This window comes from Pseudomonas entomophila (assembly GCF_029193575.1).
Taxonomy (GTDB): domain Bacteria; phylum Pseudomonadota; class Gammaproteobacteria; order Pseudomonadales; family Pseudomonadaceae; genus Aquipseudomonas; species Aquipseudomonas entomophila_G.
Genome location: NZ_JARGCS010000052.1, coordinates 1 through 16024, shown reverse-complemented (window position 1 = coordinate 16024; position 16024 = coordinate 1). Strand labels below are relative to the sequence as shown.

Annotated in this window: 15 protein-coding genes, 1 tRNA gene and 2 pseudogenes; 12 read left to right on the top strand and 6 right to left on the bottom strand. The window is 64.2% G+C overall.

From position 1 onward, the window contains the following. Positions 1 to 73 precede the first annotated feature (73 nt). Positions 74 to 1516: a SulP family inorganic anion transporter gene (locus tag P0Y43_RS23520; RefSeq protein WP_275639652.1), complete on the top strand. Its 1443-nt coding sequence runs from the start codon at positions 74 to 76 to the stop codon at positions 1514 to 1516. A gap of 136 nt (positions 1517 to 1652) precedes the next feature. Here P0Y43_RS23520 and fusA read toward each other — a convergent pair whose 3' ends face one another. After that, the gene (gene fusA / locus P0Y43_RS23515; RefSeq protein WP_275639651.1) at positions 1653 to 3764 is read right to left on the bottom strand and encodes an elongation factor G; all 2112 of its coding nucleotides are present in this window, start codon (positions 3762 to 3764) and stop codon (positions 1653 to 1655) included. A gap of 72 nt (positions 3765 to 3836) precedes the next feature. Then, positions 3837 to 4265: a hypothetical protein gene (locus P0Y43_RS23510; protein ID WP_275639650.1), complete on the bottom strand. Its 429-nt coding sequence runs from the start codon at positions 4263 to 4265 to the stop codon at positions 3837 to 3839. A gap of 235 nt (positions 4266 to 4500) precedes the next feature. Here P0Y43_RS23510 and P0Y43_RS23505 point away from each other — a divergent pair, with 235 nt between their 5' ends. Next, positions 4501 to 4800: a hypothetical protein gene (locus P0Y43_RS23505; RefSeq protein WP_275639649.1), complete on the top strand. Its 300-nt coding sequence runs from the start codon at positions 4501 to 4503 to the stop codon at positions 4798 to 4800. Between the two features lie 3 nt (positions 4801 to 4803). Here P0Y43_RS23505 and P0Y43_RS23500 read toward each other — a convergent pair whose 3' ends face one another. Together P0Y43_RS23500 and P0Y43_RS27180 are read right to left on the bottom strand one after the other, a co-directional pair. Further along, positions 4804 to 6054 carry a 2-aminoadipate transaminase gene (locus tag P0Y43_RS23500; RefSeq protein ID WP_275639648.1) on the bottom strand — a complete coding sequence of 417 codons (1251 nt, stop codon included), beginning with the start codon at positions 6052 to 6054 and terminating at the stop codon, positions 4804 to 4806. 123 nt (positions 6055 to 6177) lie between these two features. Beyond that, positions 6178 to 6285, bottom strand: a pseudogene (locus P0Y43_RS27180) (LysR family transcriptional regulator); the annotation flags it as partial. Positions 6286 to 6561: 276 nt separating this feature from the next. Here P0Y43_RS27180 and P0Y43_RS23490 point away from each other — a divergent pair. The 4 genes from P0Y43_RS23490 (at position 6562) to P0Y43_RS23475 (ending at position 9341) form a co-directional block, all read left to right on the top strand. Further along, positions 6562 to 7059, top strand: coding sequence for a PaaI family thioesterase (locus P0Y43_RS23490; protein WP_275639647.1), 498 nt, complete (start codon positions 6562 to 6564; stop codon positions 7057 to 7059). A 302-nt stretch (positions 7060 to 7361) separates the two neighbouring features. Further along, a complete protein-coding gene (locus P0Y43_RS23485; protein WP_275639646.1) occupies positions 7362 to 7757 on the top strand; it encodes a DUF4398 domain-containing protein in 396 nt (131 codons plus the stop codon). A 10-nt stretch (positions 7758 to 7767) separates the two neighbouring features. Next, the gene (locus P0Y43_RS23480; protein ID WP_275639645.1) at positions 7768 to 8541 is read left to right on the top strand and encodes an OmpA family protein; all 774 of its coding nucleotides are present in this window, start codon (positions 7768 to 7770) and stop codon (positions 8539 to 8541) included. A 104-nt stretch (positions 8542 to 8645) separates the two neighbouring features. Further along, positions 8646 to 9341 (top strand): glutathione S-transferase N-terminal domain-containing protein, encoded by a 696-nt coding sequence (locus tag P0Y43_RS23475; protein ID WP_275639644.1) that lies wholly within the window; start codon positions 8646 to 8648, stop codon positions 9339 to 9341. A 117-nt stretch (positions 9342 to 9458) separates the two neighbouring features. On the opposite strand, the gene P0Y43_RS23470 is transcribed toward P0Y43_RS23475, so the two are convergent. Then, positions 9459 to 11075 carry an inorganic phosphate transporter gene (locus tag P0Y43_RS23470; RefSeq protein ID WP_275639643.1) on the bottom strand — a complete coding sequence of 539 codons (1617 nt, stop codon included), beginning with the start codon at positions 11073 to 11075 and terminating at the stop codon, positions 9459 to 9461. 163 nt (positions 11076 to 11238) lie between these two features. Between P0Y43_RS23470 and P0Y43_RS23465 the strand changes: the two genes are divergently transcribed. From P0Y43_RS23465 to P0Y43_RS23440, 6 genes are all read left to right on the top strand, one after another. Further along, the gene (locus tag P0Y43_RS23465; protein WP_275639642.1) at positions 11239 to 11688 is read left to right on the top strand and encodes a GNAT family N-acetyltransferase; all 450 of its coding nucleotides are present in this window, start codon (positions 11239 to 11241) and stop codon (positions 11686 to 11688) included. 147 nt (positions 11689 to 11835) lie between these two features. Further along, the gene (locus tag P0Y43_RS23460) at positions 11836 to 12225 is read left to right on the top strand and encodes a helix-turn-helix domain-containing protein (protein ID WP_275639641.1); all 390 of its coding nucleotides are present in this window, start codon (positions 11836 to 11838) and stop codon (positions 12223 to 12225) included. Positions 12226 to 12287: 62 nt separating this feature from the next. Then, positions 12288 to 12926 (top strand): response regulator transcription factor GacA, encoded by a 639-nt coding sequence (gene gacA, locus P0Y43_RS23455; RefSeq protein ID WP_275639640.1) that lies wholly within the window; start codon positions 12288 to 12290, stop codon positions 12924 to 12926. Next, the gene (uvrC, locus tag P0Y43_RS23450) at positions 12927 to 14750 is read left to right on the top strand and encodes an excinuclease ABC subunit UvrC (protein ID WP_275639639.1); all 1824 of its coding nucleotides are present in this window, start codon (positions 12927 to 12929) and stop codon (positions 14748 to 14750) included. A 33-nt stretch (positions 14751 to 14783) separates the two neighbouring features. Next, complete coding sequence (pgsA, locus tag P0Y43_RS23445; protein WP_275639638.1) at positions 14784 to 15344, top strand: CDP-diacylglycerol--glycerol-3-phosphate 3-phosphatidyltransferase; 561 nt, start codon at positions 14784 to 14786, stop codon at positions 15342 to 15344. A 64-nt stretch (positions 15345 to 15408) separates the two neighbouring features. Beyond that, positions 15409 to 15484 (top strand) — tRNA-Gly (locus tag P0Y43_RS23440). Between the two features lie 134 nt (positions 15485 to 15618). On the opposite strand, the pseudogene P0Y43_RS23435 reads toward P0Y43_RS23440, so the two are convergent. Further along, positions 15619 to 15930: pseudogene (locus tag P0Y43_RS23435) on the bottom strand (transposase); the annotation flags it as partial. Between the last annotated feature and the right edge of the window lie 94 nt (positions 15931 to 16024).

Below are 16024 nucleotides of genomic sequence, written 5' to 3'. Positions count from 1 at the left end.
ACATTTTCCGTAACATCGCGCTCCCATTCGAAACGTCGCTTCCTACTCTGTAGGTGCTGGATACCGCAAATCCATGAAACCCGCCCGACTTCGCGCCGACCTGCTCGCAGGCCTGACCACCTCCTTCGCGCTGGTGCCCGAGTGCATCGCCTTCGCCCTGGTGGCCCACCTCAACCCGCTGATGGGCCTGTACGGCGCCTTCATCATTTGTACCCTGACCGCTTTGTTCGGTGGTCGCCCGGGGATGATCTCCGGCGCGGCCGGCTCGATGGCGGTGGTGATCGTCGCCCTGGTGGTGCAGCACGGTGCCCAATACCTGCTGGCCACGGTGCTGCTCGGCGGCATGCTGATGATCCTGTTCGGCGCCTTGCGCCTGGGCAAGCTGGTGCGTCTGGTGCCGCATCCCGTGATGCTGGGCTTCGTCAATGGCCTGGCCATCGTCATCGCCCTGGCGCAGCTTGAGCACTTCAAGGACGGTGAGCGCTGGCTGACGGGTACATCGCTGTACCTGATGATGGGGCTGGTGGCGCTGACCATGCTGGTGGTCTACGCGCTGCCGAAACTTACCCGCGCGGTGCCGCCGGCGCTGGTGGCGATCTTGGGCGTGGGGCTGTTGGTGTTCCTGCTCGACCTGCCCACGCGTACCCTCGGCGACATGGCCCACATCGCCGGCGGCCTGCCGCAACTGGCCTGGCCAGACGTGCCGTGGAACCTGGAAACCCTGAAAGTCATCGCCCCCTACGCGCTGCTGATGGCCATGGTCGGTCTGCTGGAAACCCTGCTGACCCTCAACCTTACCGACGAGATCACCGAGAGCCGTGGCTACCCTGATCGCGAGTGCGTGGCCCTGGGCGCGGCCAACATGGTCTCGGGCCTGTGTGGCGGCATGGGCGGTTGCGCGATGATCGGCCAGACCGTGATCAATCTCAGTTCCAATGGCCGTGGGCGTTTGTCGGGTGCAGTGGCCGGGGTGATGATCCTGCTGTTCATTCTGTTCCTGTCGCCGATGATCGAGCGCATTCCGCTGGCGGCGTTGGTGGGGGTGATGTTCGTGGTGGCGCAGCAGACCTTTGCCTGGGCTTCGTTGCGGGTGCTGCACAAGGTGCCGGTGAGCGACGTACTGGCGATCATCGCGGTAACCGTGGTGACGGTGTTCACCGACCTGGCGACGGCGGTGCTGTTCGGGATCGTCATCGCTGCGGTGAACTTCGCCTGGCAGCATGCCCGGGAGTTGTATGCCGACAGCCATGAGGACGGCGAGGGGGTCAAGCATTACCAGGTGCATGGCACGCTGTTCTTCGCCTCCACCACGCCGTTTCTCGAGCAGTTCGACCCGGCCGGTGATCCGGCCAGCGTGATGCTGGACTGCAAGCACCTGAGCTTCGTCGATTATTCGGCGATCGCGGCGTTGCAGACCTTGCGCGAGCGGTATTCCCGGGTGGGCAAGCACCTGCGCGTGGTGCACCTGTCGGAGCGCTGCAAGAAGCTGTTGCGGCGGGCGGGGGAGCAGCATTGAGGTTCAGTGCTGGATGAGTCGACGTCATCGCGGGGCAAGCCCGTTCCCACAGGCACCCTGCTGATGCCGAAACCAGCGGGGTACCGTGGGGCTTGCCCCGCGATAGCGCCGGCCCAAGCGCAAACGATGCCGGGGGCTATTCCCCCCGGTTCTTCTTCACGATCGCATCGGCAATGCTCGCCGGCGCCTCGGCATAGCGGGTGAACTCCATCGAGAAGCTCGCCCGCCCCTGGGTCATCGAGCGCATCGACGTGGCATAGCCGAACATCTCGCCCAACGGCACTTCGGCACGGATCACCTTGCCGGCGGGCGTCTCGTCACCGTCCTGGATCATCCCGCGGCGCCGGCTCAGGTCGCCGAGGATATCGCCCTGGTATTCTTCCGGCGTCACCACCTCGACCTTCATCACCGGCTCCAGCAGCACCGCGCCGCCTTTTTGCGACAGCTGCTTGGTGGCCATGGATGCGGCGATCTTGTAGGCCATCTCGTTGGAGTCGACGTCGTGGTACGAGCCGTCGTACACCGCCGCTTTCAGGCTGATCAGCGGGTAGCCGGCGAGCACGCCGTTCTTCATCTGCTCCTCGATGCCTTTCTGGATCGCCGGGATGTACTCGCGCGGCACCACGCCGCCGACGACTTCGTTGATGAACTCCAGGCCTTCCTTGCCCTCGTCGCCCGGGGCGAAGCGGATCCAGCAGTGGCCATACTGGCCGCGCCCGCCGGACTGGCGCACGAAGCGGCCTTCGATCTCGCAGGTGTTGCGGATCTTCTCGCGGTACGCCACCTGCGGCTTGCCGATGTTGGCCTCGACATTGAACTCACGGCGCATGCGGTCGACGATGATGTCCAGGTGCAGCTCGCCCATGCCGGAGATGATCGTCTGGCCGGTCTCTTCGTCGGTCTTGACCCGGAACGAGGGGTCTTCCTGGGCCAGCTTGCCCAGGGCGATGCCCATCTTCTCCTGGTCGCCCTTGGTCTTGGGTTCCACCGCCACGGAGATCACCGGGTCGGGGAAGTCCATGCGCTCGAGGATGATCGGCTTGTCGAGGTCGCACAGGGTGTCGCCGGTGGTCACGTCCTTCATGCCGATCAAGGCGGCGATGTCGCCGGCGCACACGTCCTTGATCTCGGCGCGTTGGTTGGCGTGCATCTGCACCATGCGGCCGATGCGCTCCTTCTTGCCCTTGACCGAGTTGAGCACCGCGTTGCCTGAGCTGAGCACCCCGGAATAGACGCGGGCGAAGGTGAGGGTGCCGACGAAGGGGTCGGTGGCGATCTTGAAGGCCAGCGCCGAGAACGGCTCGTGGTCGTCGGCGTGGCGTTCCAGGTGCTTGTTCTCGTCGTCCGGGTCGGTGCCCTTGATCGCGGGGATTTCGCTGGGCGCGGGCAGGTAGTCGATCACCGCGTCGAGCATCAGCGGCACGCCCTTGTTCTTGAACGACGAGCCGAGGATGGTCGGCACGATCTCGTTGGCGATCGTGCGCTGGCGCAGCGCGGCCTTGATTTCATCGACGCTCAGTTCTTCGCCTTCGAGAAACTTCAAGGTCAGTTCGTCATTGGCTTCGGCGGCGGCTTCGACCATGTGTGCGCGCCATTCGTCTGCCAGGGCCTGCAATTCGGCGGGGATATCCTCCTCGCGGTAACTGGTGCCCTGGTCGCCCTCGTTCCAGTAGATGGCCTTCATCTTCACCAGGTCGATCTGGCCGATGAAGTTTTCCTCTGCTCCGATGGCCAGCTGGATCGGCACAGGGTGATGGCCCAGGCGCTGGTCGATCTGCTTGACCACGCGCAGGAAATCGGCGCCCTGGCGGTCCATCTTGTTGATGTAGGCCAGGCGCGGCACATGGTACTTGTTGGCCTGGCGCCACACCGTCTCGGACTGCGGCTCGACCCCGTCGGCGCCACTGAACACCACCACCGCGCCATCGAGCACGCGCAGCGAGCGCTCCACCTCGATGGTGAAGTCGACGTGGCCGGGGGTATCGATGATGTTGAAGCGGTACTTGTCGGCGAATTGCTTGGTCGAGCCTTGCCAGAAGGCCGTGGTCGCCGCCGAGGTGATGGTGATGCCGCGCTCCTGCTCCTGGGCCATCCAGTCCATGGTCGCGGCGCCGTCGTGCACCTCGCCCATCTTGTGGTTGACCCCGGTGTAGAACAGGATGCGTTCGGTGGTGGTGGTCTTGCCGGCGTCCACATGGGCGACGATGCCGATGTTGCGGTACAGCTCGATGGGGGTTGTGCGGGCCATGGTCGGGTCACCTGCAGGTGAGGATTCTCCCACGTTAGCAGACCGGGAGAATCCTGCCGCACCGCCTGGCTGTCAGTCGGCCTGGGCCTGCAACTGCCAGGTGCCGTCCATCTCGCGGGCCAGGCCGCTGGCTGGCAACAGGGCCAGCAGGCGCTCGTGCAGGGCGCTTTCGGTGAAGGTCTTGACGGTGGCCAGGTCCAGTTCGCCTACGACCCGCAGCTCGCCCTTGGTGTAGGACAGCCAAGCCTTCTTCAGTGCCTGCAGCACGTCGCTGCCTGCGGTGTTGGAGAAGCGTCGATGTACTTGGCGGCCTTCCAGCTCGAAGGTATGGCGGTGGCTGTAGCTGCTTTCGTCGCCGCCCAGCTCGACGCAGCGGTGGCAGCGGCACGGGCCGTCGCCGAAGGCGTTGCGCAGGTAGGTGTTGAAGTCCACGACGGGCTTGAGGGTCAGGCGTTTGTCGACCTCGAACAGGTCGGCGATCAGGGGTTCTTCGGCGCTCACTCGGTGTCCTCGTGTGGTATGGCGTGCTTCGGCGGGCACCCTAACAGATCGGGGCGGGGGAGGCCATGCAGAGGGGTGTCTGTTCGGGCCGCCCGCTCCTGCAGCGACCCCGCCGCCCGTCGGAGCGCTGGGGGCCCTATAGGTGCGGGCTTGACCCGCGATAGGGCCGCTAGAGACAACACCCCTGCGCTGCCGTACCCTATGCCCCCCACAACTCCCCATCGAGGCCACCCGCTTGAGCAAGTACCCCTACACCGCCACCGTGACCATTAGCGCCGAAGACCGTGGCGGTGACGCCGAGGCATCGGAAAACCCCGGCATGCGCGTAGGCCTCGAAGCGGTGACTGAAACCCTGAAGAAGGTGCATTTCGTCGGTACCCTCGCGGCCCCCGAGAAATCAGCTACGCACATCTGCGTGACACTGGAGAACGGCCTGACCTACTACGGTCCGATCGTCAACGGCCACGCCGAACTAGAAGGCGGCTGGATCGCTTTCGAATCCGACATGCTCACCCCCGAGGAACTGGGCCTGTAAGGTTCAGTTCAGCTCCCCCAGGCACTGCTCGAGGATATCCAGCCCTTCCTCGAACACCGCCGGCTCGATGGTCAGGGGTGCCAGCAGACGAATGATGTGCCGCGCCTTGCCGCTGGGCATCAACAGCAGCCCACGGGCCCGCGCTGCCTCCAGCACCTTTGCCAGTTGCCCCGGTGCCGGGCTGCCATCGCTATTGACCAGTTCGATGCCGCGCATGGCGCCCACGCCGGTCAGCCGTCCCAGTGCCGGGGTCAGTCCGCTGGCCTTCCAGCGCGCATGACGGGCGACTATCGCCTGCTCCTGGCGCTCACCCCAGGTGGCGAGGTTTTCATCGCTCATCTGCGCCAGGCTGGCCAATGCCGCGGCACAGGCGATCGGGTTGCCCGAGTAGGTGCCGCCCAGGCCGCCTTTGGGCAGCGCGTCGAGCAGCTCGCGGCGCCCGACCACAGCACCCAGCGGCATGCCGCCGGCGATGCTCTTGGCCAGCAATAGCAGGTCCGGCTCGATGCCCAGGCGCGGGAAGGCGAAGCGCTGACCGGTGCGGCCGAAGCCCGACTGGATCTCGTCGATGATGATCAGGATCCCGTGGTCGTCGCAGAAGCGCCGCAGGGCCTGGGCGAAGTAGGGGTCCAGGGCGAGGAAGCCGCCTTCACCCTGAACCGGTTCGAGAATGAACGCAGCCACGTCCTCCACCGCCAGCTCCACGCTGAACAGGCGCTCCAGGGCCTTGAGCGCCTGTTCGCAAGTGACGCCGGTGTCGGCGCTGGGGTAGGGCAGGTGATACACCGGGCCGGGCAGCTCACCGACCCGCTGCTTGTAAGGCGCGACCTTGCCGTTGAGGTTCAGGGTTGCCAGGGTGCGGCCATGGAAGGCACCGTCGAAGGCGATGATGGCGCGCTTGCCGGTGGCACCGCGCGCCACCTTCAGGGCGTTCTCCGCCGCTTCCGCGCCGCTGTTGGTCAGCATGCCCGCCAGCGGGTAGCTGACTGGCACGAACGCGGTCAGGCGCTGCATCAGCGTCAGGTACGGGCCATGGGGCGCAGCGTTGAAGGCGTAGTGGGTCAGGCGTGCGGCCTGGGCCTGGATCGCCTCGACCACTGCCGGGTTGCAGTGCCCCAGGTTGAGCACGCCAATGCCGCCGACGAAGTCGATGTAGCGCTTGCCGTCGGTGTCCCAGACTTCGGCATTGCGGCCATGGGAAAGTGTGATCGGGTGAACGATGGCGATGGACTGGCTGATGCTTTCCTGGTTCATGGACACGCGGGCCTTAGTGTTCGAGTTTGTCGTCAATCGAAGCGTGCCGCGGGGTTGTTTCGCAAACGAATTATTGGATTGGTTTCATTCCTAGGATTCGTGAAGTTCGTGCCGGCCCTACCAACTTGCCCTCGTCCAGTTGCCTTGGCCGAAGAAGACGGCGATGTCGGCCTTGGCCTGCACCAAAGCGAACGGCTCCAGTTCGTTGCGGATGTCCAGGTGGATGCCCGGGTTCGATGAGCAGCATCTCGGTCTCGTCGCCGTAGCCGAGGATGGGGCGGCTGGAGAAAGAGCATTTCCTCTAGCTCAGCTGGCGGGCCGCGGCACTGGAAACAGTGCAGGGCAGTGATGGAGGGTATCAGGCGTCTGGACATGGCGGGTGTGTACCGAGCCCAATAGGAAGAAGTTCATTCCAGCTCGGAATCATGCGCGTCGAAAAGGTCGTTTGTCCCGTATTGGCGTACTATCCCTGTGCTGCCTTCCCATTCGAACAAGCACAGGAAGCGTATGAACGAGCACGCACTTTCCCTTCAGGAACTGGCCGCCCCCGAAGGCACCTGCTACGGCTGCGGCTGTTCCCACCCCAGTGGCCTGCATATCCGCAGCCACTGGGACACCGACGGCATCCACCTGATCAGCCGCCACTCGCCCGATAGCGGTTTCATCGGCTGGCCGGGCCTGGTTTATGGCGGCCTGCTGGCGATGTTGGTCGACTGTCACTCCAACTGGACCGCGATGGCCTATCACTACCGCGCCGAAGGCCGCGAGCCGGGCAGCCTGCCACGCATCGACTGCGTTACCGGCACCCTCAACCTGACCTACCTCAACCCCACGCCCATGGGGGTCGAGTTGCTGCTCAAGGCGCGGGTGGAAGGCGCGGTGGGGCGCAAGAGCCGGGTGCTTTGCGAAGTCTGGGCGGGGGATGTGCTGACGGTCAGCGCCGATTCGGTATTCGTGCGAGTGGACACCGAAAGACTCAAGCAAAAGGCCCATGGGCTGGTGTGACGATAGGGCGGTGGGCGGCATAGGCTGCCCTATCGCGGATCGTACACACTGTCGAAATTTCCTACCTGCTAGCTCAGACAATTCCTATGTGAGCTGCCGATTCCTGAGACTAGTCTGGCGTCGTTTTCACAAAAGGCTGTCTCTGATGTTCATCGCTTCCTACTCACGGTCCCCGCTTTCGGACGTTTGATACGGCCGGACCCTAAGAGCATCACCGACTTTCCCACTCTTTTGACCATCACCGTGCGGATACGGCGGGAGCCCTGTGTCCGCGAGTTGCCAACGCACTGAGGAGTCCTTTCATGCGTGCCCGATTCACTTCCAAGTACCTGCCGTTCGCCGGCCTGCTGTTGACGCTGGTCGGTTGCGCCAGCGTCGTCATTCCCAGCGAGCAGATCGAGCTGACCCGCACCGCCGTCAACCGCGCGGTGGCCGCCGATGCCACGCAATACGCCCCGCTGGAGATGCGTGCCGCCCAGGAAAAACTCCAGGCCATGGAGCGTTCGCTCGGCGAGCAGAACATTGCCAAGGTGCGCACCCTGGCCGAACAGGCCGAAGCCGACGCCCGCCTGGCTGAACGCAAGGCGCTGGCAAGCAAGACCCAAGAGCAGTTGGAGAACGCCCGCAAGGGTATCGCAGTGCTCAAGCAGGAAATGCTCGATGCGCCGGACGCCCCTCCCGCTGTGACCACGATCTGAGGACTCGACCATGATGAAATCCCGTCTTCTGCCCGGCCTGTCAGCCGTGGCCTTGGTGCTTGTCGGCTGCGGCACCACCCCCGAGAACCCGGCGCTGTTGCAGGCCCGCGAAGCCTACACGGTGCTGCAGGCCAAACCCGAGGCCAGCCGTATCGCCGCCCTGGAGACCCAGGACGCCTACCGCGCCTTGGGCCAGGCCGAGCAGGCCTCGCTGAAGGACCGCAAAGGCGCCGACGTCGAGCAACTGGCCTACCTGGCCAATCGAAGGATCGAAACTGCCGAACAGACGATCGTGCTGCGCCTGGCCGAGGCGGGGTTGCACGGTATCGAGGCCCAGCGCACCCAGGCGCGGCTAGATGTACGCACGGCCCAGCTGAAGGCGCTGCAAGCGCTCAAGGCCAAGCAGACCGAGCGTGGCACCGTGGTCACCTTTGGTGATGTGCTGTTCGACACCGGTCGCGCCGAACTGCGTGCTGGTAGTGCCCGGATGATCCAGCAGTTGGCCGAGTACCTGCATGCCAATCCAGAGCGCAAGGTACTGGTCGAAGGCTTCACCGACTCCACCGGGGGGGATGCCCTCAACCAACGGCTGTCCGAAAGCCGTGCCGCTTCGGTGGCCAATGCCCTGCGACGACAGGGTGTGGGGCTGGAGCGGATCACCACCGCCGGCTATGGCAAGGAGTACCCGGTGGCGACCAACAACGATGCGCGGTCGCGTCAGCTCAACCGGCGTGTCGAAGTGGTCATCTCCCGCGCCGCGGAGGCCGTCGCGCCGCGCTTCTGAGTCAAGCCGTGGCGCGCTCACCGAGCGCGCCACTTCTTTGTCATTGGTCAAGTGCCTGGGCAATCCCCTAGAGTGGGGGCTTCCTTGCAAACCCGGGACCGACCATGACCGATCTTTCCGCATTCCCCATTACCCGCAAGTGGCCCGCGCAGCACCCCGAGCACCTGCAACTGTACTCGTTGGCGACCCCAAACGGCGTCAAGGTGTCGATCATGCTCGAAGAGATCGGCCTGCCCTACGAAGCGCACAAGGTCAGCTTCGACAGCAATGACCAGCTCACCCCCGAATTCATCTCCCTCAGCGTCAACAACAAGATCCCCGCCATCCTCGACCCCAACGGCCCGGGCGGCCAGGCGTTGCCGTTGTTCGAGTCGGGGGCGATCCTGCAGTACCTGGCCGAGAAGTCCGGCAAGCTGCTGAGTGCTGACCCGGCGACCCGGTACCAGACCCTGCAATGGTTGATGTTCCAGATGGGCGGTATCGGGCCGATGTTCGGCCAGGTCGGTTTCTTCCACTTCTTCGCCGGCAAGGACTACGAGGACAAGCGCCCTCGCGATCGCTACGTCAACGAATCCAAGCGCCTGCTGGGCGTGCTCGACCGGCATTTGGTCGGGCGTGAGTGGGTGGTGGGTGAATACAGCATCGCCGACATCGCCATCTTCCCGTGGGTGCGCAACCTGGTGGAGCGCTACAACGCCCGGGAGCTTGTGGGGTTCGATGAGTTCAAGGAGGTGCAGCGGGTGCTGGCGGCGTTCCTGGAGCGCCCGGCGGTGCAGCGCGGGCTGAAGATCCCGGGCTGATTCCACACTGCATTAGCTTGGGCACTGTATTACCTGTAGGGGCGGGCCCTACGAGAGCGTAGGTGAATTCACCAGCGCATCGCGGGGCAAGCTACTCCTACAAGGACGCTGTTGTTTTCAGAAGAGGTGGTTCAACAACCAATACAGGCACCCCGCCAGCAGCATCGCCGCCGGCAAGGTCAATACCCAGGCCATCAGCAGGTTCAGCAGCGTCCGCCGCTGGATCCCCGAGCCATTGGCGACCATGGTCCCGGCCACCCCCGACGACAGCACGTGGGTCGTCGACACCGGCAGCCCGAACATGTCCGCCGCGCCGATGGTGCACATCGCCACCACCTCCGCCGAGGCACCCTGGGCGTAGCTCAGGTGGGTCTTGCCGATCTTCTCGCCGACCGTCACCACGATGCGCCGCCAGCCAACCATGGTGCCCAAGCCCAGGGCGATGGCCACGGCGACCTTGACCCACAGCGGGATGTAGCGGGTGGCGTCGTCCAGCTGTTTCTTGAACAACTGCACATGGCTGCGGGTGTCGGCATCGAAGGCGACCGACTGGTGCTTGTCGATCAGGCGGATGGCCTCGCTGGTCAGGTACATGTCGTTGCGCACGTTGGCCATCGCCTCAGCCGGCACGCGGTTGAGCGAGCCATAGCCCTTGACCTCCTCGCCGATCATCCCGGTCAGCGCGGCCAGCGCCGGCAGCAACTGCGGGCTGGCCTTGGGCTCGGCAATGAATGCGGTGAGGGTCTGGCGCGCAGATGCGGTCAATGGCTCGGGCGCGACGCGCACCAAGGCCTGACGGGTCACCTCGGCCACTGCGGAGAACTGCAACGCCTGCTCGCTGGGCATGGTCTTGTTCAGCGCGTAGGCCATCGGCAGGGTGCCCACCAGGATCAGCATGATCAGGCCCATGCCTTTCTGTCCGTCGTTGGAGCCGTGGGCGAACGACACACCGGTGCAGGTGAGGATCAGCAGGCCACGGATCCACCACGGGGGTGGAGTCTGGCCCTGGGGCGCCTGGTACAGCTCGCGGCGCTTGACCAGCAGGCGCAGGGCGAGCAGCAGCAGGGCGGCGCAGGCGAAGCCGATCAGTGGCGAGAACAGCAGGGCGTAGCCGATCTTGCTGACCTGGCTCCAGTCCACCCCGCTGGTGCCCTCGCGGCCATGCATCAGCGCGTTGGCCACGCCCACCCCGATGATCGAGCCGATCAGTGTGTGCGAGGACGAGGCCGGCAAACCCAGCCACCAGGTACCGAGGTTCCAGATGATCGCCGCCAGCAGCAAAGCGAAGACCATGGCGAAGCCCGCGCCGGAGCCGACCTGGAGGATGAGTTCCACCGGTAGCAGGGCGATGATGCCGAAGGCCACTGCGCCACTGGAAAGCAGCACACCGAGGAAATTGCACAACCCCGACCAGACCACCGCTACCGATGCTGGCAACGAGTGGGTGTAGATCACTGTGGCCACGGCATTGGCGGTGTCGTGGAAGCCGTTGACGAACTCGAAGCCCAGGGCGATCAGCAGGGCCAGGCCCAAGAGCAGGAATGGCGTCACCGTAGTCACTGTCGTGCCACTGGCGCTGACGTCCTGCTGCAGGCTCCAGCCGGTGTAGGCCAGGCCGGCCAGCAACAGGCCGATGAATAGCGTGAGGGTGGCGCGGCCAGGGCGGTGCGCCAGTTGCGGCCTGGGGTCGTTGCGCGGCAGGTCGGGCTGGCCGGCCAGGGATGGAATTGCCATCGGAGCTCCGAGGGAAGCGGGCGGGGTTGCCGTGGACACAGAGCTTAGAAACAATTCGTTACCAAGGCGTGACCTCGGTCAATGCAAGCCCTAGGCTGAACGAGAGAGATTGTCGCAGGCATGCAGGCCTTGCCACGAAGTCGCGCCTACCGAGAACGCCGCCATGCATGACCTGAAGCTCACCCCCGCCAGCAATGACCACCTCACCTTCGCCCGCGACCTTACGCGCCGGGCAATGTTGCCGTATTACCGTGAGTTCGACCTGCTGTGGATCGAAGAAGCATTCGACCAGGCCTGGGGCTGGCGTGAGCAATGGTTGGTGGAGGAGGGGGGCAGGGTGTTGGGTTTCTGCAGCCTCAGCCAGGACCGACAAGCCCTGTTCATCCGTGAACTGCACCTGCTACCCGAGCACCGGGGGCGCGGGGTGGGGAGCTGGGTGTTGAGCCAACTGGCTGTTTGGACGGCACAGCGGCGCTTACCACTGCTACGTCTCATGGTGTTCAGGAGCAACCCTGCGCGGCAGTTGTACCGGCGTTGTGGTTTCGTCGAGATGGGCGAGGACGAGTGCTTCGTGCGCATGCAGCGCGTCATAGGCGATAACCAATCCATGTGACGACTTGTCTGCACAGGAGCAGATAGGTAGCCGTATAGTGGCTTGCTTAAATTGGATCCAATGTGCATAGTGCGACCTGGCGCTACTGCCATTCACCTGGGTGCTGGATGCACCCGATCGGAGTTGTCGAAAGAGGAAGGGAGTCGCATGAAAGGATTCGGTCCGCGTCTACGTGAAGAGCGCGAGCGCCTGGGCCTGACCCAGCGGGTGTTCGGCGACATCGGTGGCGTCGAGCCCAATGCCCAGGGCAAGTACGAAAGCGGCGAACGCACACCGCGCATCGACTACTTGGCCTCGCTGGCAGCCAAGGGGGTGGATGCCTTGTATGTGATCAGTGGCCTGCGCACACCTGCGCCGTTGGAGAGTCTCAGTGCCGAGGAAGGGCATCTGCTCGGCGCCCTGCGCCGGTTGACATCGGCCGACCAGGCTGCGGTCTGGCACCTGATCAGCCGCCTCGCCGGGGAGGCTGAGGTACGTGAAACGCCGCGCCTGCAGCGAGTGGGCCGGCAGGCATATTTCAATGACGCTTTGCGCTAGGTTAGCCATGAAAAATTTTGTTAAGGTGGCCGGATCCAATCGCCCCATGACGAGGTGTCTGCTTGATTAGGGTCCTAGTGGTCGATGATCACGATCTGGTGCGTACCGGCATCACGCGCATGCTCGCCGATATCGACGGGCTGCAGGTGGTCGGCGAGGCGGACTCGGGCGAAGCCGCACTCAAGCTGGCCCGCGAGCTCAAGCCGGATGTCGTGCTGATGGACGTGAAGATGCCAGGGATCGGCGGGCTGGAAGCCACACGCAAACTGTTGCGCAGTCACCCGGACACCAAGGTGGTGGCCGTGACCGTGTGCGAGGAAGACCCGTTCCCCACCCGGCTCATGCAAGCCGGTGCGGCCGGCTACCTGACCAAGGGCGCGGGGCTCGATGAAATGGTCCAGGCCATCCGCCTGGCCTTCGCCGGGCAGCGCTACATCAGCCCGCAGATCGCCCAGCAGCTGGCGCTCAAGTCGTTCCAGCCGCAGGGCTCGCCGTTCGACGCCCTGTCGGAGCGGGAAATCCAGATCGCCCTGATGATCGTCGGCTGCCAAAAGGTGCAGATCATCTCCGACAAGTTGTGTCTGTCCCCCAAGACCGTCAATACTTACCGTTATCGGATCTTCGAAAAACTCTCGGTCACCAGCGACGTCGAACTGACGCTGCTGGCCGTCCGCCACGGTATGGTCGACGCCAGTCTCTAAATGTCCCCAATCTTTGATGCCAGCGCGTTCCTGGCGACCTGCAGCGGTCGCCCGGGCGTCTACCGGATGTTCGACGCCGAGTCCCGGCTGCTGTACGTGGGCAAGGCGAAGAACCTCAAGAAACGCCTGACCAGCTATTTCCGCAAGACCGGCCTGGCGCCCAAGACCGCCGCGCTGGTGGCGCGCATCGCCCAGGTCGAGACCACCATCACCGCCAACGAAACCGAGGCGCTGCTGCTGGAGCAGACGCTCATCAAGGAATGGCGGCCGCCCTACAACATCCTGTTGCGCGACGATAAGTCCTACCCATACGTATTCCTGTCTGACGGTGATTTCCCACGCCTGGGCATTCACCGCGGCGCCAAGAAGGCCAAGGGCCGCTACTTCGGCCCCTATCCCAGTGCCGGGGCCATCCGTGAGAGCCTGGGCCTGTTGCAGAAGGCCTTTTCGGTGCGCCAGTGCGAGGACAGTTATTACGCCAACCGCACCCGCCCGTGTCTGCAATACCAGATCAAGCGCTGCAAGGGACCCTGCGTGGGGTTGGTGACGCCCGAGGAGTACGCCGAGGACGTGCGCCACTCGGTGATGTTCCTCGAGGGCCGCAGCCAGCAGTTGGGCAACGAGCTCAATGCCGAGATGGAAACGGCCGCCATGGCCCTGAACTTCGAGAAGGCCGCCGAGCTGCGCGATCAGATCGCCCTGCTGCGTAGGGTCCAGGATCAGCAATACATGGAGGGCGGCTCCGGCGACGTCGACGTCATCGCCGCCTTCGTCAACCCCGGTGGTGCCTGCGTGCACCTGATCAGCGTGCGCGGCGGGCGGGTGCTGGGCAGCAAGAACTTCTTCCCGCAGGTGGGTATCGAGGAGGAGGTGGCCGAAGTCATGGCCGCGTTCTTGTCCCAGTATTACCTGGGCAACGCCGAGCGCGAGTTGCCCGGCGAGCTGATCGTCAACGTGGTGCACGAAGACTTCGAAGCCCTCGTCGAAGCCGTGCAGACCTTGCGCGGCCGCGAGCTGACCATTAGCCACCGGGTGCGTGGCACCCGCGCGCGCTGGCAGCAACTGGCGGTGACCAATGCCGAACAGGCCCTCAATGCCCGTCTGGCCAACCGCCAGCACATGGCCGCGCGCTTCGACGCCCTGGCCCAGGTTCTCGGCCTGCCGGAAGTCCCCCAGCGCCTGGAGTGCTACGACATCAGCCACTCCAGCGGCGAGGCCACTGTGGCCAGTTGCGTGGTGTTCGGCCCTGAGGGTCCGCTCAAGTCCGACTACCGCCGCTTCAACATCGAAGGCGTGACCGCCGGCGACGACTATGCTGCCATGCACCAGGCGCTGATGCGCCGCTACGGGCGGATCAAGGATGGCGAGGGCAAGCTGCCCGACGTGCTGCTGGTGGACGGCGGCAAGGGCCAGTTGAACATGGCCCGCGACGTGATGCAGGAGCTGGGCCTGAGCGACCTGACCCTGCTCGGCGTGGCCAAGGGTGTGACCCGCAAGGCCGGCTTCGAGACCCTCTACCTCAACGACGCCGCCCATGAGTTCACCCTCAAGGGCGATTCCCCGGCGCTGCACCTGATCCAGCAGATCCGCGACGAAGCCCACCGTTTCGCCATCACCGGCCACCGCGCCCGCCGCGGCAAGGCGCGGCGCACCTCCAGCCTGGAGGATGTTGCAGGGGTAGGGCCCAAGCGCCGCCGCGACCTGCTGAAACATTTCGGCGGCCTGCAGGAGCTCAACCGCGCCAGTGTCGACGAAATCGCCAAGGCCCCTGGTATCAGTAAAAAGCTTGCCGAGTCGATTTATGCCAGCCTGCATAGCGAGTAGAATGCCGGGTTCAACTCGCAGCCAGTCGTACCGATGAATATTCCAAACCTGCTCACCGTTCTACGCGTCCTGCTCATCCCGATCTTCATTCTGCTGTTCTACGTGCCGTACCACTGGAGTTACCTGGCCGCCAGCAGTGTGTTCGCCATCGCCGCCGCGACCGACTGGCTCGACGGCTACCTGGCCCGTCGGCTGCAGCAAAGCACGCCGTTCGGCGCCTTCCTCGACCCCGTGGCCGACAAGCTGATGGTCGCCGTGGCCCTGGTGCTGCTGGTGCAGGTGCACGCCAACTTCTGGCTGACCCTGCCGGCGGCGGTGATCATCGGCCGCGAGATCGTGGTCTCGGCCCTGCGCGAGTGGATGGCCGAGCTGGGGGCGAGGGCGCACGTTGCGGTGTCCAACCTCGGCAAGTGGAAGACCGCCGCGCAAATGCTGGCGTTGGTGATCCTGTTGGCCAACCCGCCGGTGATGGGCTTCTGGGTGATCCTCGGCTATGCGCTGCTGTTGGTTGCTGCGGGGCTGACGCTGTTGTCGATGGTGCATTACCTGCTGGCTGCCTGGCCGCACCTTCGCGAAGGGTCGGAGCAGAAATAAAACTTTTTTGAATCAAGGGGTTGACGTTTTTGGGCAGATCGCTAGAATGGCAACCCATAACGACGCGGGAATAGCTCAGTTGGTAGAGCACGACCTTGCCAAGGTCGGGGTCGCGAGTTCGAGTCTCGTTTCCCGCTCCAAATTCGATCTGCAGTGCGTCGCTGCAATCAACAAAAAAGAGGCCTTTACAGGCTGTGTGAAAACACGCTGATAGGCCCTATACCAAACGCCCCGACTTGTTCGGGGTGTTTGTTTTTGTGCTGAAAAGGGCTCTTCAGCCCATCAGTTGCATCATTTTCTTGGTACCCAGTACGCTGATCGCCCGCTTGAGGTTGTATGCCGTCACGGCCAGGGCCATTTCGGCTCTCGTCCCTTGGAGTTGCCGTAGCAGGAACCGCTCGTTCCCAAATAGGTATTGTTTGAGATTGCCAAACGGGTGTTCCACGATGGATCTGCGCCGCTCCATCATCTCTGGATGCAGTTGCATCCGCTGCGCCATGCGCTCAAAGGCTTCCTCATGAGCGTGACGCGAGACATCGCGGCGCTTAGCCGTCGTGCATTGGGCTTTCAGCGCACACCCGGCGCAGTGTAAGCGCTCCATAAACCCCACATTCAAAGCGCTCACCTGATTGTCGATGCTTGCTCCCGATTTCTTTCAGGAGCCCGCACGCCATGATGCG